Raw genomic sequence first — 20,648 nt, forward strand, 5'->3', positions numbered from 1 at the left:
GGATGCATTTATGGTTCCTATAGTGTTGGCTATATAGTAATTAGGGAAAACCTCCCTGAAAATAGCCGATATTTGCTTTAAATCAACGAAATCAGGGGATTCTTCCCTGAAAATCAGGCGAATTCGTTAGTTTCCAGCAAATTAACCAATAATTAGGGAGGTTTTCCCTAATTATTGGCTGGATGACCAAAAAACTTAGAATTTTAGGGAGAAATTCCCCAATTATGCTATCAACGCTTCACTTCCTCCTGTACGGTACGCAAAAACCAGCTAATGATATTTAAAAGTAGTTCTGACATACCATTTGCTGTTTTGGCTGTTACAATGTTTGTCCGCTATCTATGGTAATGATCTGTCCAGTCATTGCTTCCTGTTCTAGCGCAGCGCAGACGAACTGGGCGATATTCTCGGCGGTTGAAATATGCTGAAGCAGCAGATTAGGGGCTAGTTTATGCATTTGTTCTTCTCGTCCAGACCACCATCTAGTAGCAACGGCTCCCGGTGCTACACAGTTAACTCTAATATGGGGAGCCAGCGCGTGTGCCAGCGATTTGGTAAGACCGTGGACAGCCGCTTTGGAGACGGCATAAGGAAGGGATGAGCCTAAGCCTGTCTGTCCAGCGATGCTGCCGAGATTGAGGATGGCTCCTGAATTTTTTTGGTTCATATACGGTGCAACCGCTCTGGCGCAGAAAAACATTCCTTTCACATTTACATCATATAACTCATCCCATACTTCCTCTGTTGCCTTTTCCAGATCTCCGAGAGCAATATGTTTAGTTATACTGGCGTTATTCACTAGCAGATCTATTGTCCCGAAATGCTGAATAATCGAATCGACCATACTTCGCACATCCTGATCTTTAGACACATTCGCTTGTATTGCTATAGCCTGCCCTCCTTGATTCAGAATCGTCTTTACGGTTTCATTGGCTTCATCCTCAGATCTAGAATAGTTCACTACGACGTGGGCTCCGCGTTTGGATAACTCCAAGCTTACAGCTTTGCCAATTCCAGTCCCTCCACCGGTTACTAATGCGACTTTATTGTTGAGATCCACCCTCAATCACTCCTTATGTTGGCGTATGTTGTTGTTATAAAGTATTCTATAGAGAAAAGTGGATTTCGTATAATTGAATATAATGAAGGTTTGGTTCAATTAATTTGAATTGAATAGGGGAGGGCACTAGGATGGATCTAAAAACAATAAAAACCTTTCAAACGATCGTAACTTCCGGAAGCTTTAATCGCGCAGCAGAAGAATTGAACTATGCCCAATCTACAGTTACGATGCAGATGCAAAGGCTTGAATCTGATCTGGGATGTCAATTGCTTGAGCGGGGGAAGCAAATCAGCTTAACAGAAGCAGGCAGATTGTTTTATGAAGAGAGCCTACATATTGTTAAAGATATGGAACGACTAGAGAGCCGTTTGGCTGATTTAAAAATAGGGGAAGCTGGCAACGTGCGATTAGGGGTAACGGACCCTACGGCGAGCTATCGTTTGCCGCAGCTTTTAAGTAGGTTTATGGTGCAATTCCCTAAAGTGAAGATCTCCGTGGATATTGCGGGAACCGCCGCACTTAGTGAACTACTCCTGCGTGGTGAAATTGATTTGGCAGTGTGTTCGGCACCAGAGCTCGGTAAGGAGCTGTATTTTGAACCCTTATTTGCGGAGGAATTCTTGTTACTTTTGCCAGAAGAGCATCCGCTAGCATCCAAGGAACGTATCACCCCAGAGGATCTACAGAGTCATCGCTTACTGATTACGGCAGCGAATTGTCCTTATCGTAAAAAATTAGAAAGTGTGCTGCAGGAATCAGGCGGGCCGCCACTAGATACAATGGAGATTGGGAGCATGACAGCGCTGAAATATTTTGTGGGAAGTGGTTTAGGCCTGGCACTTGTTCCTGAGATTGTGCTGAATCCAGCCCCGGCAGGAACTATAGTACGGAAGCTGGAGGGGAAGGTTATTGATATGACCTGTGGGATCCTATGTAAACTTTCAGATTATCCGCTTAAGCAAGCGAGCTCCAGATTGTATCATTTTTTAAAACAGGAACTAACCGTGACAAGGATATTTTGAATTTTAAACGAATTGTTAAGAAATAGAAAAAATAGAAAGGGCGGTGTTTGATGTTTTTTAGGAGGAAATTCAGTTTCTGGCTTTCGATTATAAGTATCATCATCTGTCTGAGTGACTATCTGGGGGTGGGGATCGCGAATATTATTCTTGTACGTTTGAACCCTATTATAGATACACTGATCTTTACAGAACCTTTTGAAAGCTTCATGGTTGATGTAAATAATCCGAGATGGGGAACCAATAGTGCGTTAATCAGCGTCAGATTCCCAACGTATATTATTCATTTTGGAACGTTTTTGATTTTGGGTATTCTAATTGATTACCTTATTCGTATATTAAAACAGAAGTAGAAGTGTAGATGAGCCTAGAAGAGGAAAGGTGAGCTGAGATGAGCGGAGCAAAGGGAAAACTTGATTTGGAGAGAATTGTTTTTATTGGCAGAACCTATGAGGAATATATACGTATGTTTGATTTGCTGGAATCAGATCTTATCGGCCAGAGCATTCTGGATTGTCCTGCGGGTGCTTGCTCTTTTACAGCAATAGCGAATCAGTTGGGTGGTGAAGTAACGGCTGCTGATATTGCTTACTATTACTCTGAAGATGAGCTGGCAGACAAAGGGGCTCAAGATATTGCACATGCGATGTCCGGAATGGAAAAAGTACAGGATAATTTCGTTTGGAACTACTTTAAATCAATCGAGGGACTGACCGAAGCGAGGAACGCAGCGTTAACCGCCAGCACTAAGGATCGAAGACAAACCCCGCAGCGATATGTTCCTGTGATACTTCCGGATCTGCCATTTGCGGATGAAGCATTTGATCTGACATTATCTGCTCACTTTCTATTTATGTACAGCGATCGGCTGGACTATGAATTTCATTTAGAGACTGTTAAGGAACTCATGCGGGTGACGAGAGGCGAGCTTCGAATCTTTCCACTAGTCGACCTCTCTTGTAAAAGGTATAAGTATTTAGACCGCCTTATTGATGATTTGGTGAGGCAAGGGTTTACTGCAGAGGAACTAGAGGTTCCTTATGAATTTCAAAAAGGTGCAAAGCAGATGTTGAAGATTAGAAGAGCAGAATTGTTCCTCTGAAATATAAAAAACGAGGGTGCCTCAAGCCATGATGACTTTGGGAGCACCCTCGTTTTTGTATACATATCTATAAAGCTTACGCTACAGTTTCTTTCCGTTCTGCTACAAAACAAGCTATGCCTAATACCAGACCAAGGCCCACTAGAACCGCACCGACCCAAGGAAGCGAAGTGATCGCTAGATGAGAAATAACCCAACCGCCAATAAAGGCACCCGCTGCGTTACCGAGATTCCCGGCGGAGTGGCTGGTCGTTGAAGCAAGTGCAGGGGCTGCCTGAGCCAGACTCATAATCCGTATTTGCAGACCTGGCATGACGGCAAAGGACACCATACCCCAGAAAAATATTGTGATTACCGCAGCTATTGGGCTATGCATCGTGAAGGAAAAGATCGTTAGAATCATACTGACTGCAAAATAAAGTCCCACGATAGAAGGCATCAGCTTCCAATCCGCAAGCTTTCCGCCAACGATGTTCCCGATGGTCACCCCACAGCCGAATAAGACTAGAATCCAAGTCACACTATGTTCAGCAAAACCGGTCACTTCTTCAAGCAGTGGAGTAATATATGTGAACACGGTGAACAAGCTGGCGTTCCCTAACGCCCCGATCAATAAGAATAGCAGCAGCTTTGGATTAGCCAGAGCAGCAATCTGCTGGATAACACTCGCTGGTTTCTCTTGTTTAAGCTTTGGAATAAAAATGAGGATGCCGATCAGCGCGGCGACTCCCATGACAGCAATCGCTGCAAACGAGGCCCGCCAGCCCATACTTTGTCCAATAAATGTTCCTAGAGGAACTCCGACAATATTGGCTATCGTTAAACCTGCCATCATAATAGATACGGCTCCGGCCCGCTTATTGGGTTGTACAAGATTGGATGCAATGACTGCGCCAACCCCAAAAAAAGTACCATGAGTTAAAGCTGTAATTATACGAGCTACCATGAGAACGGTATAGTTTGGTGCAAACACAGAGATTCCGTTGCCCAGTATAAAAAGAATCATGAGAAGACATAACAGTTTCTTTTGCGGAATGCGCTGCGTGAGAATGGTCAGGATGGGTGCGCCAACGGCCACTCCAAGTGCGTACATTGTAATGAGTTGGCCAGCAGTCGAAATACTAACCTGTAAATCGTTGGCCACATTTGGTAAAATACCCATAATAACAAACTCAGTCATACCAATTGCAAAAGCGCCTACCGTAAGAGAGAGTATAGAGATGGGAAAGGGCTCTTTCCCTGCTCGCTCTTTGCGTGTTTGTGCCTTGTTGAGGTTTGGAATTGCATTCATGATGCCGATGTTCAACCTTTCTTCTGCCTGTAATGAAGCTCCACCTTGGTTAAGATGATAGATCCGACATGTAAGTATTGTTTTTCTATTATTTAGTTTTCTGAAAATATTTTCAAGATAAATATTTTTTCAGATAGTTTTCATTTTTATAGATCATTGAAGGGATGGTTATTTATGAATGATGAAGGCCAAGTCCAAGTGCTTGAATTGCCGGAAATGAAGCGAGAATTTAATAGCAGTTTGCAGAGTAATGATCGTGGATTGGTTATAGAAATCTATCAATTTGCGAACCCTTCCTGGCCCGATGAGACTGAATTGTTCCTTCCTTTGCGATGAGAAAAAATTATAAGCAGGCAGCTTTAATAGCGCTTCAGAACTTTGACCTGGATTGGACGCAGATTCGTTTTAACCAGCTATCGGATACCTGTACCTTTGTTATCGAAACTAATAAAGAGGGAACTTTTTTACTGCGCCTTCATTCGGGGAGATCTAAAGAGGAAATTAACTCCGAAATCGCGTGGCTGGAGCTTTTGAAGAGCAAAATTGATGTCCCCCTGCCAAAAGGTGTTCATGATCGCACGGGTGCTGTAACGTTCAGAGTGGAACAGGGAAATGGAGAAGGTGTTTATGCCTCTTTAATGCGCTGGGTTGAAGGGGAGCATGCGAATGAAAATCTTACCGAAGAACAAATTTACAAAGAAGGCGTTCTATTAGCCAAGCTACATAAGGCGGCACAGGAGCTGGAGTTACCCCCTGGCTTTAATCGTCCTGTTTGGGATGAACATAGCTTTCGAAAAGCAATGCTTCGTTTAAAGCTGCATTATCATTGTTTTCTTACGGATGATGAGTTTGTGCTGTATCAGTCGGCAGCTGAGAAATTATTCAACTGGTTAAGCAAGCAGCATAAAAATAAGAACAGAAGGTCTTATGGCGTTATTCATGGAGATTTACATCAAGGCAACATCATATTTAAAGAGGGTGAGCCTCGGCCGATTGATTTTGGGAGATGTGGTTGGGGGTATTATCTTTATGACGTGGCACATACCCTTCTTGGACTGTATCCATTGCAAAGAGAAGGGGTCATTAAGGGGTACGAAAGTATCGCCAAGCTTGACGGGGAGTGGGTTCAGACTTTAGAGAATTTTACGGTCATGGTTATGATCGAAAATTATTGCCATCACGCATCCGATCCTAGGGAAACCGAGGGTCTAAAAGCAGAACAGCCGTATGCGTTAGCGATCCTGAAAAATTATCTTAAGGGAGAACCCTTTCTTTTTAACAGGATTGAGATTTAACGTATAGAAATAGGGTCTCTTTGGGGAATTTATATAAAGTTCCCTAAGGAGGCTATTGTGATGAAAAAAAGCTGGATTGCTCCCCTTCTTGTCGCAGTGATGCTATTTCTGACGCCACAACCTTGCTCCGCAAATAGGTTAATTCAACCTCAATCTGTAACACCTTCCAGGTCTGATTCGGGACTTCAACTGCCAGATCAAGATTCTCGCGAACTTAAGTTTCAAGACATGCTGATGTTATTTCTTTTACCTCATATTGAGAAAAAGATTGCAGATATTTATTCGCCGCTTTTGCGAGAATCGCCAATGGTTTATCCTTACTTTGTGGATGTGACTGAGGTGAAGCGGCTCAATGGTTTCCGTGGGTTTGATTTCTTGATTACACTTAACGTATATCCTACAGTTGGTCCACATATTTCAGTTGGAGAAGATACCATGACTTTTAGGATCTCTCCTGGTCCTAAGGTGAAGCTTGAATCGTTCAAGCATCTAAAAGACCCCAAAAAGTCAGACTTCCCACCAAATTATCAGAACATCCTGAGATAGTGTAGTTTCAGTAAGGCGCGTGGGTGGAAGAGTAGATGTTAATATGTGCCGCGCGTTGAGTTATGAGGCGAGCTATTTTTACATGAGTAGGGAGTTCTGAGGTAATGGTGATGGGAGTTGTAGGGAAAGGAGTCTTTGGGAGAGGGTATATGAAAGGGGAGGAAGGTTGGGTTAGTGGCGTGATGAGGGTGTGTGAGGGGATGAAGGTTGGGTTAGTGGCATGATGAGGTGAGGGAGAGGGGAGGAAGGTTGGGTTAGTGGCATGATGAGGGTGTGCGTGAGGGGATAAAGATTGGGTTAGTGGGATGATGAGGGTGTGCGTGAGGGGATAAAGATTGGGTTAGTGGGATGATGAGGGTGTGTGAGGGGATGAAGGTTGGGTTAGTGGTATGATGAGGTGAGGGAGAGGGGAGGAAGGTTGGGTTAGTGGCATGATGAGGGTGTGCGTGAGGGGATAAAGATTGGGTTAGTGGCATGATGAGGGTGTGTGTGCGTGTGTCCGCGAGCGGGCAAACGGGATAGTTGCAGTTTATACACTTATTTGCAGGAGATAAGAAGCTTAGTCACTTTTAGTTGCATTTGGTGCAGTTAAAAGAAGTCTTTTCACACTAATTTGTTAATATCGTTGAATTTAGTTGCAGAGAATACACTTATTTCGCTCGGGCAGCACAATGTATTGTTTATAGTTGTATAAAGTGCAATTAACTCATAGATTCCCAAACGATTTTAAGCAAAATAAAAAAATCCATGGGTTAACGTTGCAATACCCAACTCATGCCCAGCTCACCGCACACACTCCGATCTTTGGGGTGTTTTTTTGTGGTTAGAAATGTGGTGGATTAATGGCGATTATGGTATTATGAAATTAGTGGATATATTGATTTAAGTTACTAAATTCAAATATGGAGGTGTGAGGGATTGGGTGATCATAAATTCGAAGGCGAACACAAGGGGAGCAGTATTAGCGAAATTAAAGATAAAGTCACTAGCGATAGCGCAAGTAACAACAAGGATAAAGTCAAAGTAGGTGTAGCCACTAAAGACGGGCAGTTGGGGTTTCTTTTTACAAGGGGAGGTCTTCGGGAAGGTGCAGGTAGAAAAAGCACTGGTGTAACTAAAAAGGTATCACTGACGTTATCTGAGGACATTTGGCAGGAGATAGAGCAGGCTTGCGCGGATCAGAACGCATCTCGCTCCCAAGTATTTCGGAACATCATTGAGGCGCATTTTGTAAAGGAATCTAAGGAGAGTTAGGTGAAGTCTTTGCTAATCCATGTATCAAAAGATTCTCTTAGTACCGCTTTACAGGCAGCATTAAAAGCCATATCCGCGAATTGCTCCTCACGTGTTCTATCAGGAATACTTATTCAAGCGCAAACTCAGGGTCTGATATTAACAGCCAGCAATATAAGGATGACCATTGAATATAAGCTCCCTGTGAAAATGGATTCGGTGGTTGTGCACAACACAGGTGAGATCGTCGTTCCGGCGCGTTATTTTTATGAGATCATTCGTAAGCTTGATCCTGGACTAATTAGGCTGGAAATCGAAGAGTCATTGATATTAAATATTCAATCAGGGAGCACTCAATTTCGTTTATGTGGAATGGATGTGGCAGAGTTTCCAAGAATCCAATACATAGATCATCCAAACATTCAAAGGTTAAGCATGAAGAACACTCTCCTGAAGCAAATATTTAAAAGAGTGGTTTTTGCGGTCTCTTCATCGGAAACCAGACCTGTGCTTACAGGAGTTTTGCTGCAAATAGAGAAGCATAATATTCGTGTAGTCGCCACTGATGGCATCCGCTTCGCCCAGCATGTTGTTGAAAGCGTAGAAGATTACGGGACAATTCCTTTAGATGTTGTAATCCCGGGCAGCACCCTGGAGGATCTTTTAAAAATATTAAACGATGATGCAGGCAGCAGCACCGATTTAGAAATAGGCCCCAAGCAGATCAGATTTATTTCTAATGGATTGAGGGTTCAGTCTGCTCTTCTAGAAGGAACTTATCCCTCTGTCAATAATTTAATCCCAAAAGCGTACCTCTCCGAAGTGATTGTTAAGAAAGACCGTTTATTACATGTGGTTGAACGTATTTCTATATTGGCTGGTGAGAGTGTTTTGCTCAGCGTACTTCCTTCTAACACGTTAAGTTTAGTGTCCAAGACTGCAGAAATTGGGGATGTAAAAGAAGAGATTCCTTTGGAGCATCTGGAAGGTGATCATTTTCGAGTAGCCTTTAACGGAAAATATTTCAGGGACATCCTTCGGGCGATCGATAGTGAGACGCTTAGAATCAGGTTCGCGGGAAAAGAAAGGCCGCTGGTGATCCTGCCTGTAGACGCATCTTCGTCCACACTTTTTTTAATTACTCCTGTGAGGACGCATGATTGAGGATTTGTTAAGTACAGTATTTGAGTAGGTTTGAGCGAATAGCTGCAACTGAGTCCGATAGTGTGATAAAACGAGCGAAATTATGGAAATAGCAACTGAGTCCGGACAGTTGCTAAAAAGAACATCGCCTGCCAAATTTGATCCTAGACGTGCTGCCCATTGCTTAAACTAGCTGTCTTGGGCTCAACTTATCTACTCCGTGCGGAATTAGCTATCTATAGCTCAACTTAACTACTTCGTGCGGAATTAGCTCCCTATAGCTCAACTTAACTACTTCGTGCGGAATTAGTTACCTATTACTCAACCTAGCCGTCTACGTCCCAAACCTAGCCGCCTACATCTCGAAACCAGCTACCTTTTGCTCGATTGAGATCGTAGCGGACCGTATTGCAGCTATTTCAGCATATGGGTTCATTTTGCGAAGGTTTCGGACTGTATAGCTCTTATTGCCCCTGATTTGTGCAGAAAAGGAGTGCATTTGAGCGAATAGCAGCAACTGAGTCCGATAGTGTGGCAAAATGAGCGGAATTATGGAAATAAGAGCAACTGAGTCCCAAATAGCCAAAACCCACTTCAACTTCACAGCTTTCCCAGACGGGAATGAGGTATATTTGATCTGGGAGGGGATGGAATGCATAATGCAAAGACGGCCATATTTTATTTCTCAGGTACGGGCAATACGGAGATTATTGCTAAGCAATTTGCTGAAAGGCTAAGAAGTAAAGGGCAAGATGTAGATTTGTTTAGAGTGGAAGATGTTTTTAAAGGCACTCGTTCTGTAGAATATGAAGCCTATGATCTTATAGGTATTGGTCATCCGGTTCTAGGCTTTGGCGCTTCCGGTTTTGTTGAACGTTTTGCAGAAGGGCTACCTGATTGTAATGGAACCCCGGCATTTGTATTCAAAACGGCATCCTCTCCACACTATATCAATAACGGTGCTTCGAATACGGTGCTTCGTTCTTTGCGTGGGAAGGGATATAATCCCTTTCACAATTCGATTTTGGCGATGCCATGTAATTTTTATATTAAATATGATGACAGGTTGAATAAGCAGTTGTATCAAGCCGCACAGCGTAAGGTGGAATTGTTTGCAGAGGAAATCGTAAAGCGGACACCACGAAATCTGCCGATTCACCCTGTGTTGGAGCGGGTTCTGAGAACAGTATACTATTGTGAGGAACACCAAGGGGGAAAATACTTCGCCAAAGGATTGCGTACAACCGACGCTTGCACACTATGTTTAAAATGTGTCAGAAACTGTCCAACATCCAATATTAGTAGCGGCGTAGAAGGAATTGTTTTCAGTCAAAATTGTTTATTATGTATGCGTTGTGTTTATTCTTGTCCTCAGAAGGCAATCCAAGCGACACGACTTAAGGCTAGCGTAGTAGATCCCTATACTGGAGGTCCGAATCTTCATAAACTAATGAAGGATTCTGCGAATGATGGACGGTTTGTTACTCCCAAATCCAAGGGCTACTACAAGCATTTTATTAAGTATTTGGAGGAATGACATATGAATCTGTTTCGGATGGGATCGAAGCCACTGGGGATTGAGCGGATCAGCACATTTTTGGAGGATAATTATGTGAGTATCGGCTACCCCGGAATAGGGGATCTGGAGAATCTAAGCACAGAGGAACTTCATGATCGATTGATTGGCACATACCAATATAGTGAGTTGGAGCTTATGCAACATCTGCAAGCCCTTCAGCTATTTGTACATACGATGCAAGATGGAGATTATGTGCTGGTGGCCGATGGAGATTGGGTACATCTCGGGGACCTCGGAGATTATTTTTACAACGAGTTAACTGATAATGTTGACGAGGGTACATGCCATCGGCGTGGTGTGACGTGGTTGAAAAGTCTGCCGATTTCTGAACTAAACGCAGGCGTGCGGGAGTTATTTAACCAAAGTGCACCGGTTGTACAATATAAGGGTCCAAAACCAAGCGCTCGCTTGGATCTGTGGATTACAGGTGTTTCTGCTAATGAACAAGAAGTGAATAGTCCGCTGGAATTGGATGAGGAGACGCTCTCTAAGGCGCTTAATATTTTGAAAGATGCTTTGATTTGTGATGACTCCGAACGACGGGAACGAGCAGCGATTGCCATTTTACAATATGCGAAGTAGAGCCTCTCTTGTATATCGGGCACACGGTTCATTATCTTCATGATGAGTTTCAATTAAAAAACGTTCCACCCGCTACTTGCCTCGGATGGAACGTTTTGCTGTATCTATAATCAGATGAATTCAACGAATTCGTTGACTGGCTTACGGTAGCCGCGGGGTCTGATTTTATGTTTTTTGTCTTTGCCGATCGTGATCAGCATAACAGGTACCATATGATCCGGCAGATTCAAGGTGGATTGGATAGCATCAGCATCGAAGCCGATCATCGGGCAGGTATCCCAGCCTTTATCTTTGGCGATCAGCATAAAGTGCATGGCAGAGAGAGAGGCATTACGTATTGCTTCATCTCTTTGAAAAGCATCCTTATCAATGTAAGCATTGTTAATCATCTCTATTTGCTCATCATATTCCTCTTGTGACATCGCTCCTAAAGCTTTAAGCCCGCCATAGATTTCTGGAGCCTGCTGATAAGCATGCTTATCTCCTAGCACTACAATAACTGCTGAAGCAGTATGGATTTTATATTGGCCGTAAGCTGCTTCGCGAATTTCTTCTTTTAAGCTCTCGTTAGATATCACTTTGTAATTTGTATGCTGTAGATTATAGGCCGAGGGTGCCAATCTGGCATAAGAGAACATTTCCTCTAATTCATTCTGAGGGATGATAACCCCTTCCACAAAATTCATAGCGGATCTGCGTGACTGAATCAAGTCTGTAAAAGCGCTCATAAGTATTCCTCCGTTGTGTATGTATTCGGTTGTAAAATATCAACACCTGATATTTGTAAATGAACTAACTAAATGTTACTAACTCAAAATAACACAGCCTAAAAAATTCGTCAATGATAAAATTTATTGAAGTTAATCTTGAATACCCTGTTGTCAAAAAATAGGACATAAATTAGGATATTAGGATATGTAGAAACACAGTGGATGAAAGGGTGGATAAATTGATTAATAGTAGAGAACAATTGATGATAGATTTGCAAAGAATAGAAGAGAATGACTACGAGCTTAGAAGTGGAGAGGATATAAAGGATTATGTGAAGTTGATGCTTGAGCATATAGGAGATCCCGAGCCTGTACTGCGTGATGAATTGATTTATTCCACATTCTACAAATGGATTAATGAGAAACGTTGGTTTAATGATACGGAGCTTCGTGAACTGCTGTGGATACTTCTTGACGAGCAGCATCTGTTTTATCACATTGGGAATAAAGAAGATCTCACGGTGTATACAAGAACATTTTCTGTATTGGTTGTTGCTCTTATTCTCCAGCGGCATAGGGAAAAGGTGATATTAGATAGCTCTGAATTTATAAAGGTGAAGCAGGGTTTGATTCGTTATTATGAGGAAGAACGGGACTTAAGAGGTTATATGGAAAAAGAAGGCTGGGCACACGCAGCAGCTCATGGCGCCGACGCCTTGGATGAGCTGGTTTTATGCTCGGAGAGTGATGCCGCGGTGCGGGAAGAGGTTCTGGCAGTTATTCAAAAGATGCTTTATAACGATCAATACATATTCAGGGAGGAAGAAGATGAACGGATTGCTACTATTATAGTTACAATCATCGATCATCATTTACTTCCACAGCAGTCTATAACCGATTGGATTCTCAACTTGGCGCAATGTGGCAGTTGGCCTAGAAGCCACAGCCAGTACGTTACTCGAATAAATACAAAGAACTTCCTGCGTTCTCTTTATTTCAGGTTACTTCTAACAGAGAAGAATATGGACATTGTGGATGTTTTGTTGAAAACTGAGAAGAATTTGAATGAATTTGTACATTAATTCACTCAAACGGTTTTAATTAACACTGGTAATTTAAATAATTTATTATAATGTAATAAAAATCACAAAATTTTATGGAAATTCAAAAACTTTGTGACATTTATAACTTGATAAGTGCTATAATAGAAATATGGCGTTAAAAGTTCTTATGTTTTTCATTACTATTAAGCAGCAAAGCTTATTGCAGAGGAGATTTGGATATGTCAGAATCAATCACTCAAACACAACCTGAACAAGAATCACCAAAAGTAGCTGTTAGCAAGGAACAAATGGATGTTCTAGAACAGCTCTTGAAACCAGAAGTTCAGGAATCATTAACAGTCTTGGTGGAACAGCTGCCAAAATTAACTGAGCTTGTTGGCGTGCTTACAAAGTCCTATGACTTTGTGCAAACTGTCGCAGCGGATGATGTCTTGAAAAGTGATACGGTAAGTGCAATTAAAGAACTTGCTGAACCTGTAGTGCATTCCGCGAAGAATATGGCAGCTACAGTGATCGAAGCAAAAGATCGTGCGAATGAAAGTAACGAAGTTATTGGTCTTTTTGGTCTTATGAAGTTGTTGAAAGATCCGCAAGCGCAAAAGCTTTTCCGTTTCGTAAATGCATACCTTCAAGTTGCTGGAGAACGCAGTAAGCAGAAATAATCATTTTCATATCTTATACGTAAGGGACGGAGGAAACATCATGTCTAAACATATTGTCATTCTAGGAGCAGGTTATGGTGGTCTACTAAGCGCCTTAACCGTACGCAAATATCTCAAAAAAGATGAAGCTAAAATTACTGTAGTTAATCAGTATCCTACACACCAAATCATTACAGAATTGCATCGTCTTGCAGCAGGTAGTGTTGCAGAGGGTGCTGTAGCTATGCCTCTAACTAAGCTTTTCGCAGGGAAAGATATTGACCTGAAAATCGCGAAGGTTAATTCATTTTCTGTGGAGAACAAACAAATTGTTCTTTCTGATGGTGTGACACTTACTTATGATGCGCTTGTTGTAGGTCTTGGCAGCACTACAGCTTATTTTGGCATTCCAGGGCTTGAACAATACAGTATGGTATTGAAATCAGCTGCAGATGCTAACAAAATTCATCAACATATTGAAGATCGTATTCGTGAATATGCGAAATCGAAAAATGAAGCAGATGCAAACATCCTGATCGGTGGCGGCGGCTTAACAGGTGTTGAGCTTGTTGGTGAAATCGCGGATGTATTGCCTACACTTACTAAAAAATATGGCGTTGATCCTAAAGAAATTAAGCTTATGCTCGTTGAAGCAGGTCCTAAAATCCTTCCAGTATTGCCAGATGCATTAATCGAACGTGCTGTAGCAAGCTTGGAGAAACGTGGTGTTCAATTCCTGACAGGTCTTCCTGTTACGAATGTAGAAGGCAATGCGATTGACTTGAAAGACGGTCAAAAAATTATTGCTAACACATTTGTATGGACTGGTGGCGTACAAGGAAATCCACTCATCGGCGAATCGGGTCTTGAAGTTAACCGAGGTCGTGCAACGGTGAATGAATTCTTGCAATCCACTTCCCACAAAGATGTATTCGTTGCTGGTGACAGCGCGGTGGTCTTTGCAGAAGATGGACGTCCTTACCCTCCAACTGCGCAAATTGCTTGGCAAATGGGTGAATTGATCGGATACAATCTGTATGCCTTCTTGAAAAATAAATCGTTTGAAAGCTTTAGCCCAATCAACTCTGGTACACTTGCTAGCTTAGGCCGTAAAGACGGTGTTGCCATCGTTGGTGCAAGTTCTACTCCGTTAAAAGGCTTGCCTGCAACTCTAATGAAGGAAGCAAGTAATATCCGTTACTTGTCCCACATTAAAGGATTGTTCAGCCTAGCTTACTAATATAGTTTAACCCTAAACCCTGCTCAAATCTGAGCGGGGTTTTTGTTATTGTTTTTTTAGTGAAATGTTTGCATTATTGATGTTTCTCAGTAGGCTGTATTCATTGTATTTGATATAATAGATTGGGTTATATTAACAGAGGTAGTTAGAGGAGGATTTCATTTATGATATTCCAACAAAACGATGTCATTCTGTTTCAAGGGGACAGCATAACAGACTGGGGGCGTAATCATGAAGACGCTTCATCACTTGGAGTAGGTTATGCAATGATGGTCGCCGCTCGTCTGGGGTATTTATATCCAGAGAAGAATCTTACTTTTATTAACCGTGGTATTGGTGGCAACCGTATTGTTGATTTACAGGGACGTTGGGATAAGGATTGTCTGGATTTGAAGCCGACTTGGGTGTCCATTTATATTGGAATTAATGACACTTGGCGGCGTTTTGATTCTGGTGAAGAAACCACTCCCGAGCAGTTTGAAGCTTCATATCGGGACCTGATCGAACGCACTCAGAAATCTTTAGATGCTAAATTAGTGCTTATAGAGCCTTTTGTTTTGCCTGTACCGGAAGATCGTAGAACTTGGCGTCAGGATCTTGATCCTAAAATTCATATTGTCCGCGAGCTGGCACGTGAATATGGGGCGCCGCTGGTTCCGCTAGATGGACTTTTTGCAGCGGCTTCCGTAAAAGCAGAACCGGCTTACTGGGCATATGATGGAGTACATCCTACTCCTGCAGGTCATGCACTTATTGCGGATGCTTGGCTCAAAACGATGGGAGCAATCTAATCAATTGCCATTTTAAGACTAGAACCACGCTTTAATAAGCAGGTTGTAGTCTTTTTTTAATCGCGTGTTCATAAAGTCGTTTTTATATATTTATAGACACTGTTATAATTGGAATATGCTTATGTATTGGAGGCGATTCGCATTAGGCGGTTAATATGGATAGCACCTTTGTTATTGGTCGTAGTGTTAAGCGGATGTAAAAGTGATTTGGGCTTCATCAATGCCAGATGGATCGAAGGCGTGTCGTTGACACCCGTGGCAACGAGTGATCAGAAACAAGCGGATCGTCCTTTGCACTCAGAGAGCTTAACGCTAAAGGATTCTGTTTTGATCAAGACGCTTGCGGAGGCTATGAACAAGAGTAAAAAATTTTCTGATGATCTGGATTGGGGTCCGGAATTTGAAATGAAGCTTGTTTATGGGGACGGCTATTCGGAAGATTATTACATAGCGCTTGGAGATCAACTTGGACATGAAGGGATGTTTACTACAGCAGAGAACAGCAGTCAGGGCTATACAATTCCTGTGAAAAACTCTGACCAGTTAAGAAAGCTCATTTATGGAACAATCGATACGGAGAACATTGAACAGGCAGACCCTGTGGAGACTTCTGTCGAGGTAACAGGTCCAGTAACCCTATCACATAATGAACTGTCTCCGGTCACAGGGAGAGCGGGATTTTTAAATCTGCAACTGCTAGAGGGGACATATAGCGAAGATTGGACTACACCGAGTCCGTTAGCGGGAAGAAACTGGAGTGGCCGATTTAGGCTAGTAGTGACTGATGAGCATGGAAGAACACTGAGTAGCTATCCGTTAAATGATCAATTTGCCCAGACCTTTAATGATTTTTTCCAGCTTCAGTTTGAGGATTATAATGGAGATGGTGATCCCGATTTTACGATCGGACAATATGGAACGAGTAACGGTTATTTCTACAAGCTTTTTACACTCAGAAGAAATAAAGTGATAGAAGAACTGCCTATTAAACCTGAAAATCAGCTGTTTATCAGCAGTCCTGAGCGGTATTCCATAAAGCTGGATAAAGTTGATGAGCATAGCTTCAAGAGAAGTTACTACGATAACGCAGCAGGCAAACAAGTGGAAGATACTTTTCAGTGGGTAGGGAGTGCATTTCAGAGGCTCGACAAATGATTAATTCATGAAGTGAGAGGAATGTGTGTTGGATGACAAGTGATACGGTACAAGATTTAGAAGGGTTAAAAGCTATTGGAAAAGTGGTGGGCCACACCATCGCCGAGATGAAAAAGAAAGTAACCCCTGGGATGACGACTGCGGAGTTAGATCTTATTGGAGCTGAGATTCTGGAAAGCTTCGGAGCATCCTCAGCCCCGAAGATAACTTATAATTTCCCGGGCAGCACCTGCATCAGTGTGAACGAAGAGGTTGCTCATGGTATTCCGGGTCCGAGAGTGATTAATGCTGGCGATTTGATCAACATTGATGTCTCTGCTGAGCTGAATGGGTATTATGGGGATGCTGGCGTTTCTTTTCAACTGCCGCCCTATAACGATGATATTCTGCGTTTATGCCGGAGTACAGAGGAAACCATGATGAGTGTGATCAATCATCTGCGGGCAGGAATGAAGGTTAACGAGATCGGCAGAATGATGGAACTTGAAGCTCGCAAACGCGGTTATAGAGTGGTGCGTAATCTGTGCAGCCATGGAATTGGCAAATCACTGCATGAGAAGCCTTTTGAAATTCTACCCTTCTATAATCCAAGAGTGACCACGGTGCTAAAGGAAGGACAAGTAATTACGATAGAGCCCTTCCTCTCGACTGGAGCGGACTATGTGGAGCAGCAATCGGATGGCTGGACGCTAAGTGTTGTAGATAACGGTCGGGTAGCACAGTTTGAACATACGATTATCGTGACTAAAGGTGAGCCTGTTATTCTGACTAGTGTGTAAGCTCGAATGGCGACTTAAAGGGGTGGAGGATGGAGGGGGATATGAGCAAAAGCCCTTACCCGGACCCTCCGTTCCTTCCATGTCGTTAGCGAAGTTGTTATTAGCCGTGATAAGTGGCAATGCGGTAAATACTTTAAAGAGACCTGTCTATTTGACAAGTCTCTTTTTTTCTAGGATGAGGCGTTACGCTTATATCCTATATTTGGCATAAGTTATCGATGTTTTTTTCAATGGAATGATAAAACAGGTCTTCCGCATGAAGGACATAGGCCATGTATTCTTCCATCTGGTCAGTAAGTGTAAATTCATTCATGATATACTGCCTGGTCATAACATTCCTTAAAAGTTCCCATTGTTCGATGCTTTGCCGAGCATAATGAATGACATCGCTGAGAGCATTAGGATTCGCTAAGGAATTCAGCAGCAACAGCAATACTTTTTTTCTATCTGAATGACGGGTGAGCGTCGTCCGGGTTAAAGAGTAAAGGTCATGGGGGCGGTTTGAAATCTTTGTATTGAGGATGAAGCGTCCACTTGCAAACAGATTGTTCAGTTCCTGGATAGCTGATCGTCCGATATATTCAAGGCGTCCTTCGGTACAAGAGGGCGGCTTATAATAATTCGATAGCGCGGTTCTTAAAATGAGCGAGGCTCGGGCTGGCAATTCAGCAAGCTCATCTTGATTAGGATGCACTGTGAAACAGGAAAACTGCCGATTGTAGGCATCCATAAACGAAGTTTTGGCATCTTGACCGATATTTTTGTTATGCGGATAAGGCTTGAAATACTCTTTGTTGTAATTTATATAATTGTCCAAGAAATAAAAATCAGTTGCCGTCTGCCCTAGGATCAAAAATATATGCCCATCCACAATATGATCTGTTTCCAGAGCCGGGCTTAATTCAAATGTTCTATAAAAGGGGACTCGTTTCATTAACGTATTGACAAATACGACTTCGTTATTTGCTAACAGTGTCTCTATCGTCTGGATGGCTGCCTCTGCATTGTTGCTAAAAGTATGTTTATTAGCGACTGTTATATAATCCTCGGGATCTTTGATCTCGTTCAAGCTTAATTCAAACTGGTCACTGTCAGTATGGGTAACTAATTTCAGATTAAAATCATCTAAAAACATCTTGTACAATACGCTAGAGTCATTGACATACCTTTTTAGCATGAAAAAAATATTACGGGTATAGCAGTTTCCCAGTGACTGTACCTCTGCAATAGGCTCCCCTGCAGAATTATAGTAATATTCCATTTCTAACGTCTGCAACGTCTGCATAATTGTCCCTCCAACTGCTGCTAATTCTCCAATTCATCCCTTGGAGCCGAGCGCGCTTATTATTTCGCCCAATAATTTGGCTTCGTCTGTTTGTATGGTCAACAGAGAATGTTTGAGTGCGTCTAGCACCTTGGGGTCCATGGACAGATTATACCGAAGCACCATATTTCTGTTCAGAAGAGAACGTTCTTCAAGCTCAGTACAACGTTCAATCCATCGGTTGCATTGCATCAGGAGTTCTATTTGTTGGAGATATTTAACTCTTAAAACCATAAGCTTCTTATGCTCCCACAGCAAATGATAAGCTCTAATGTCAAGCTCAGGGTCATCCTCTTTAGGGTGCTCCATTTGATAAATGAGGTGTTGGTACACACTTTGTCCATAAATGCTGGTAGTGGTATGGTTAATAAAATCAAATGTGCGCTTGGAGGATAGATATCGCTGCAAGCTGTCGACAATCTGTTCGACGTTTAAATCAAATTCTGCATCGATTTTGCTAAGCAAAGTTACACGCGTAATAAAATTTTCTTCTCTGCACAGATAGTCAAAGGCAGATTCCAGTTCGGAAAAGGTGCATTGAGCGGTCATAAATTTACCGCCCGTAATATTGTCCCGAATGCAGACTGTTTGGCGATCAAGATCGTAGCCGTAAATTAATGTCTCGTGAAAACGGTGCTCTTGGCCGAACTCCTGATATGCAGATATAAAGTACCGGTCGAGATGGCACCATACATAGCAATCGCCGTTGATAGAGTCTACAACGAAATCCGTAAAGGAAGACCACTTGGAAATGATGGTTCTAGGCAATATGAACTTATTGAGAAATGGGCAATAATCAACAAGAAGCTCATGATTGTCAAAAAAGTAAGTTTCCCAATCCGTTACATATCTCAGCTGAATGAAGTTGGAATAAACCCAGGGCCATATGCGGTTATCCGAAGAAATAATAGAAAACAAAGTCCCATAAGTGTTGGAAGTATTTATTAGTGGATCGGAAACGGGTAAAGTAATTTTACTCAATTTACACCTCCATATTTCCATTATATTTAAATAAAAATGAAATAAATGACATTATTATACTATAATAATTGTTCATTCCAATTATGTGATGATAATCATATTATGATAATAAAGGGAAGTGGTAATCTGGCGAAGAATAGTACTTTTGGAAACATTTTGGCATACGTTTCTCTGGTAAAAAAAGCTGCAGAATGTGATGGGGGGAGCGATATATTGCGAATAGTGGTTTGTTTAAAGTTTATTGCACACGTGAACAAATACAATGTGCGTGGCATTGATGATGGCCGTAAGATCTCGGCCTCACCGCCACCGAAGGCAACCTTTGAGCTAAACTATCCGGACCGGCAAGCCATCCATGTGGCATTGGAGCTGAAGAATAGCTGTAATGCTAATGTAACTCTTATTTCCATGGCCCCTCCCGGTTGTAAAACGGTTCTACAGGAGTTCATGGGTTATGGGATCGATGAGGCTGTCCTGCTCAGCGACGCTTCTTTTGCCGGTTCGGATACATTGGCGACATCGCTGGTACTGGCTCGTGCTGTTGAGAAGCTTGGTGGATGTGATCTGGTTCTGACCGGCAGCCATTCAACCGACAGTGATACCGGTCAGGTAGGTCCGGGAATCGGCGAGTATCTAGATATCCCCCACGCGATAAATGTAACACGGTTTGAGGATATTTCGACTGATGAGGTATTGTTCCACCGCCAGCATGACGAAGGGGTAACAACCAGACAGTCTTGCCGGCTTCCGGCAGTATTGAGTATTGGTGGAATGACAGCCGTCTCTGAGTTGAAACCGCTAACAATTGCTGCCAAATTGCATGCCAGAACCAAGGATATTCTGGTATGGTCCTGTCATGACCTTGGCCTTGACCCACAGACGGTTGGTTTGGCAGGCTCGGCTACTGAAGTAGTTTCAGTGTACGAACAGCACTCCGAAAGAAAGGGGATTTTGCTAGAAAGCGATGAATATCTACGGGTATTGGAGCCGATAATCAGCAAAATCAGCGAGGTTAGAAGTGGATGATTAGGATTGATCAGGAACAATGCACATATTGCCTCCTGTGTTTAAAACGCTGTCCCGCGGCTGCAATCAAAGATGAGGATGAGG

The 20,648-nt window shown here is 42.5% G+C and carries 22 protein-coding genes and 1 pseudogene; 18 read left to right on the forward strand and 5 right to left on the reverse strand.

Translation table 11 applies throughout. The features are described 5' to 3' along the window. Window positions 1-319: 319 nt before the first annotated feature. On the reverse strand, window positions 320-1,060 hold the full coding sequence (locus tag MHB37_RS11320) for an SDR family NAD(P)-dependent oxidoreductase (protein WP_341171799.1): 741 nt from the start codon (window positions 1,058-1,060) through the stop codon (window positions 320-322). Window positions 1,061-1,191: 131 nt separating this feature from the next. Between MHB37_RS11320 and MHB37_RS11325 the strand changes: the two genes are divergently transcribed. From MHB37_RS11325 to MHB37_RS11335, 3 genes are read left to right on the forward strand one after another with little or no spacing between them, the layout of a single operon-like run. Next, window positions 1,192-2,085 (forward strand): LysR family transcriptional regulator, encoded by an 894-nt coding sequence (locus tag MHB37_RS11325; RefSeq protein WP_405169251.1) that lies wholly within the window; start codon window positions 1,192-1,194, stop codon window positions 2,083-2,085. A gap of 50 nt (window positions 2,086-2,135) precedes the next feature. Then, the gene (locus MHB37_RS11330) at window positions 2,136-2,435 is read left to right on the forward strand and encodes a hypothetical protein (RefSeq protein ID WP_076100716.1); all 300 of its coding nucleotides are present in this window, start codon (window positions 2,136-2,138) and stop codon (window positions 2,433-2,435) included. A 38-nt stretch (window positions 2,436-2,473) separates the two neighbouring features. Continuing rightward, complete coding sequence (locus MHB37_RS11335) at window positions 2,474-3,184, forward strand: SAM-dependent methyltransferase (RefSeq protein WP_076305295.1); 711 nt, start codon at window positions 2,474-2,476, stop codon at window positions 3,182-3,184. A gap of 76 nt (window positions 3,185-3,260) precedes the next feature. Here the strand turns inward: MHB37_RS11335 and MHB37_RS11340 are convergent, their stop codons facing one another. Continuing rightward, complete coding sequence (locus MHB37_RS11340) at window positions 3,261-4,475, reverse strand: MFS transporter (RefSeq protein ID WP_076190144.1); 1,215 nt, start codon at window positions 4,473-4,475, stop codon at window positions 3,261-3,263. 174 nt (window positions 4,476-4,649) lie between these two features. Between MHB37_RS11340 and MHB37_RS11345 the strand changes: the two genes are divergently transcribed. The 7 genes from MHB37_RS11345 (at window position 4,650) to MHB37_RS11375 (ending at window position 10,853) form a co-directional block, all read left to right on the forward strand. Continuing rightward, on the forward strand, window positions 4,650-4,811 hold the full coding sequence (locus MHB37_RS11345) for a hypothetical protein (RefSeq protein WP_175618940.1): 162 nt from the start codon (window positions 4,650-4,652) through the stop codon (window positions 4,809-4,811). After that, window positions 4,808-5,770: a phosphotransferase enzyme family protein gene (locus MHB37_RS11350; protein ID WP_076189787.1), complete on the forward strand. Its 963-nt coding sequence runs from the start codon at window positions 4,808-4,810 to the stop codon at window positions 5,768-5,770. Before MHB37_RS11345 ends, MHB37_RS11350 begins: the two co-directional genes overlap by 4 nt. A gap of 60 nt (window positions 5,771-5,830) precedes the next feature. Next, entirely contained in the window at window positions 5,831-6,316 is a 486-nt protein-coding gene (locus MHB37_RS11355; RefSeq protein WP_076189788.1) for a DUF3888 domain-containing protein, read from the forward strand. Between the two features lie 918 nt (window positions 6,317-7,234). Then, window positions 7,235-7,570: a hypothetical protein gene (locus tag MHB37_RS11360; RefSeq protein ID WP_256715846.1), complete on the forward strand. Its 336-nt coding sequence runs from the start codon at window positions 7,235-7,237 to the stop codon at window positions 7,568-7,570. Further along, the gene (gene dnaN, locus MHB37_RS11365) at window positions 7,571-8,713 is read left to right on the forward strand and encodes a DNA polymerase III subunit beta (RefSeq protein ID WP_076189789.1); all 1,143 of its coding nucleotides are present in this window, start codon (window positions 7,571-7,573) and stop codon (window positions 8,711-8,713) included. 631 nt (window positions 8,714-9,344) lie between these two features. After that, window positions 9,345-10,229 (forward strand): EFR1 family ferrodoxin, encoded by an 885-nt coding sequence (locus tag MHB37_RS11370; protein ID WP_405169252.1) that lies wholly within the window; start codon window positions 9,345-9,347, stop codon window positions 10,227-10,229. Between the two features lie 3 nt (window positions 10,230-10,232). Next, on the forward strand, window positions 10,233-10,853 hold the full coding sequence (locus MHB37_RS11375; RefSeq protein ID WP_076129922.1) for a hypothetical protein: 621 nt from the start codon (window positions 10,233-10,235) through the stop codon (window positions 10,851-10,853). A gap of 110 nt (window positions 10,854-10,963) precedes the next feature. Here MHB37_RS11375 and MHB37_RS11380 read toward each other — a convergent pair whose 3' ends face one another. Next, the gene (locus MHB37_RS11380; protein WP_076129923.1) at window positions 10,964-11,581 is read right to left on the reverse strand and encodes a nitroreductase family protein; all 618 of its coding nucleotides are present in this window, start codon (window positions 11,579-11,581) and stop codon (window positions 10,964-10,966) included. Between the two features lie 221 nt (window positions 11,582-11,802). Between MHB37_RS11380 and MHB37_RS11385 the strand changes: the two genes are divergently transcribed. From MHB37_RS11385 to map, 6 genes are all read left to right on the forward strand, one after another. Then, window positions 11,803-12,645: a DUF2785 domain-containing protein gene (locus MHB37_RS11385; protein ID WP_339248014.1), complete on the forward strand. Its 843-nt coding sequence runs from the start codon at window positions 11,803-11,805 to the stop codon at window positions 12,643-12,645. Between the two features lie 200 nt (window positions 12,646-12,845). Then, window positions 12,846-13,289 carry a DUF1641 domain-containing protein gene (locus MHB37_RS11390; RefSeq protein ID WP_036685888.1) on the forward strand — a complete coding sequence of 148 codons (444 nt, stop codon included), beginning with the start codon at window positions 12,846-12,848 and terminating at the stop codon, window positions 13,287-13,289. Window positions 13,290-13,329: 40 nt separating this feature from the next. Beyond that, complete coding sequence (locus MHB37_RS11395; RefSeq protein WP_036685891.1) at window positions 13,330-14,508, forward strand: NAD(P)/FAD-dependent oxidoreductase; 1,179 nt, start codon at window positions 13,330-13,332, stop codon at window positions 14,506-14,508. A gap of 164 nt (window positions 14,509-14,672) precedes the next feature. Continuing rightward, entirely contained in the window at window positions 14,673-15,299 is a 627-nt protein-coding gene (locus MHB37_RS11400) for an SGNH/GDSL hydrolase family protein (protein WP_076279848.1), read from the forward strand. Window positions 15,300-15,467: 168 nt separating this feature from the next. Beyond that, window positions 15,468-16,454 (forward strand): hypothetical protein, encoded by a 987-nt coding sequence (locus MHB37_RS11405; RefSeq protein WP_405169253.1) that lies wholly within the window; start codon window positions 15,468-15,470, stop codon window positions 16,452-16,454. Between the two features lie 32 nt (window positions 16,455-16,486). Beyond that, the gene (gene map, locus MHB37_RS11410; protein ID WP_036685897.1) at window positions 16,487-17,233 is read left to right on the forward strand and encodes a type I methionyl aminopeptidase; all 747 of its coding nucleotides are present in this window, start codon (window positions 16,487-16,489) and stop codon (window positions 17,231-17,233) included. Window positions 17,234-17,429: 196 nt separating this feature from the next. Here the strand turns inward: map and MHB37_RS11415 are convergent, their stop codons facing one another. Together MHB37_RS11415 and MHB37_RS11420 are read right to left on the reverse strand one after the other, a co-directional pair. Then, window positions 17,430-18,518, reverse strand: coding sequence for a hypothetical protein (locus tag MHB37_RS11415; protein WP_076129925.1), 1,089 nt, complete (start codon window positions 18,516-18,518; stop codon window positions 17,430-17,432). A 33-nt stretch (window positions 18,519-18,551) separates the two neighbouring features. After that, window positions 18,552-19,538 (reverse strand): hypothetical protein, encoded by a 987-nt coding sequence (locus MHB37_RS11420; protein ID WP_076129926.1) that lies wholly within the window; start codon window positions 19,536-19,538, stop codon window positions 18,552-18,554. Between the two features lie 222 nt (window positions 19,539-19,760). On the opposite strand from MHB37_RS11420, the gene MHB37_RS11425 reads away from it, so the two are divergent. Both MHB37_RS11425 and MHB37_RS11430 read left to right on the forward strand, forming a co-directional pair. Then, complete coding sequence (locus MHB37_RS11425) at window positions 19,761-20,564, forward strand: electron transfer flavoprotein subunit beta/FixA family protein (protein WP_256715848.1); 804 nt, start codon at window positions 19,761-19,763, stop codon at window positions 20,562-20,564. Further along, window positions 20,561-20,647 (forward strand): annotated as a pseudogene (locus tag MHB37_RS11430) (4Fe-4S binding protein); the annotation flags it as partial. The gene MHB37_RS11425 and the pseudogene MHB37_RS11430, both read left to right, overlap by 4 nt. Window position 20,648: the final 1 nt, after the last annotated feature.

The sequence above is a fragment of the Paenibacillus sp. FSL H3-0286 genome (genome assembly GCF_045040705.1).
Lineage (GTDB): Bacteria > Bacillota > Bacilli > Paenibacillales > Paenibacillaceae > Paenibacillus_AQ > Paenibacillus_AQ odorifer.

Excerpts from the sequence above, each read along its gene's own strand:
- MHB37_RS11325 (WP_405169251.1), top strand. The coding sequence starts at position 1,192 with ATGGATCTAAAAACAATAAAAACCTTTCAAACGATCGTAACTTCCGGA.
- MHB37_RS11330 (WP_076100716.1), top strand. The coding sequence starts at position 2,136 with ATGTTTTTTAGGAGGAAATTCAGTTTCTGGCTTTCGATTATAAGTATC.
- MHB37_RS11335 (WP_076305295.1), top strand. The coding sequence starts at position 2,474 with ATGAGCGGAGCAAAGGGAAAACTTGATTTGGAGAGAATTGTTTTTATT.
- MHB37_RS11340 (WP_076190144.1), bottom strand. The coding sequence starts at position 4,475 with ATGAATGCAATTCCAAACCTCAACAAGGCACAAACACGCAAAGAGCGA.
- MHB37_RS11345 (WP_175618940.1), top strand. The coding sequence starts at position 4,650 with ATGAATGATGAAGGCCAAGTCCAAGTGCTTGAATTGCCGGAAATGAAG.
- MHB37_RS11350 (WP_076189787.1), top strand. The coding sequence starts at position 4,808 with ATGAGAAAAAATTATAAGCAGGCAGCTTTAATAGCGCTTCAGAACTTT.
- MHB37_RS11355 (WP_076189788.1), top strand. The coding sequence starts at position 5,831 with ATGAAAAAAAGCTGGATTGCTCCCCTTCTTGTCGCAGTGATGCTATTT.
- MHB37_RS11370 (WP_405169252.1), top strand. The coding sequence starts at position 9,345 with ATGCATAATGCAAAGACGGCCATATTTTATTTCTCAGGTACGGGCAAT.
- MHB37_RS11375 (WP_076129922.1), top strand. The coding sequence starts at position 10,233 with ATGAATCTGTTTCGGATGGGATCGAAGCCACTGGGGATTGAGCGGATC.
- MHB37_RS11380 (WP_076129923.1), bottom strand. The coding sequence starts at position 11,581 with ATGAGCGCTTTTACAGACTTGATTCAGTCACGCAGATCCGCTATGAAT.
- MHB37_RS11390 (WP_036685888.1), top strand. The coding sequence starts at position 12,846 with ATGTCAGAATCAATCACTCAAACACAACCTGAACAAGAATCACCAAAA.
- MHB37_RS11395 (WP_036685891.1), top strand. The coding sequence starts at position 13,330 with ATGTCTAAACATATTGTCATTCTAGGAGCAGGTTATGGTGGTCTACTA.
- MHB37_RS11400 (WP_076279848.1), top strand. The coding sequence starts at position 14,673 with ATGATATTCCAACAAAACGATGTCATTCTGTTTCAAGGGGACAGCATA.
- map (WP_036685897.1), top strand. The coding sequence starts at position 16,487 with ATGACAAGTGATACGGTACAAGATTTAGAAGGGTTAAAAGCTATTGGA.
- MHB37_RS11415 (WP_076129925.1), bottom strand. The coding sequence starts at position 18,518 with ATGCAGACGTTGCAGACGTTAGAAATGGAATATTACTATAATTCTGCA.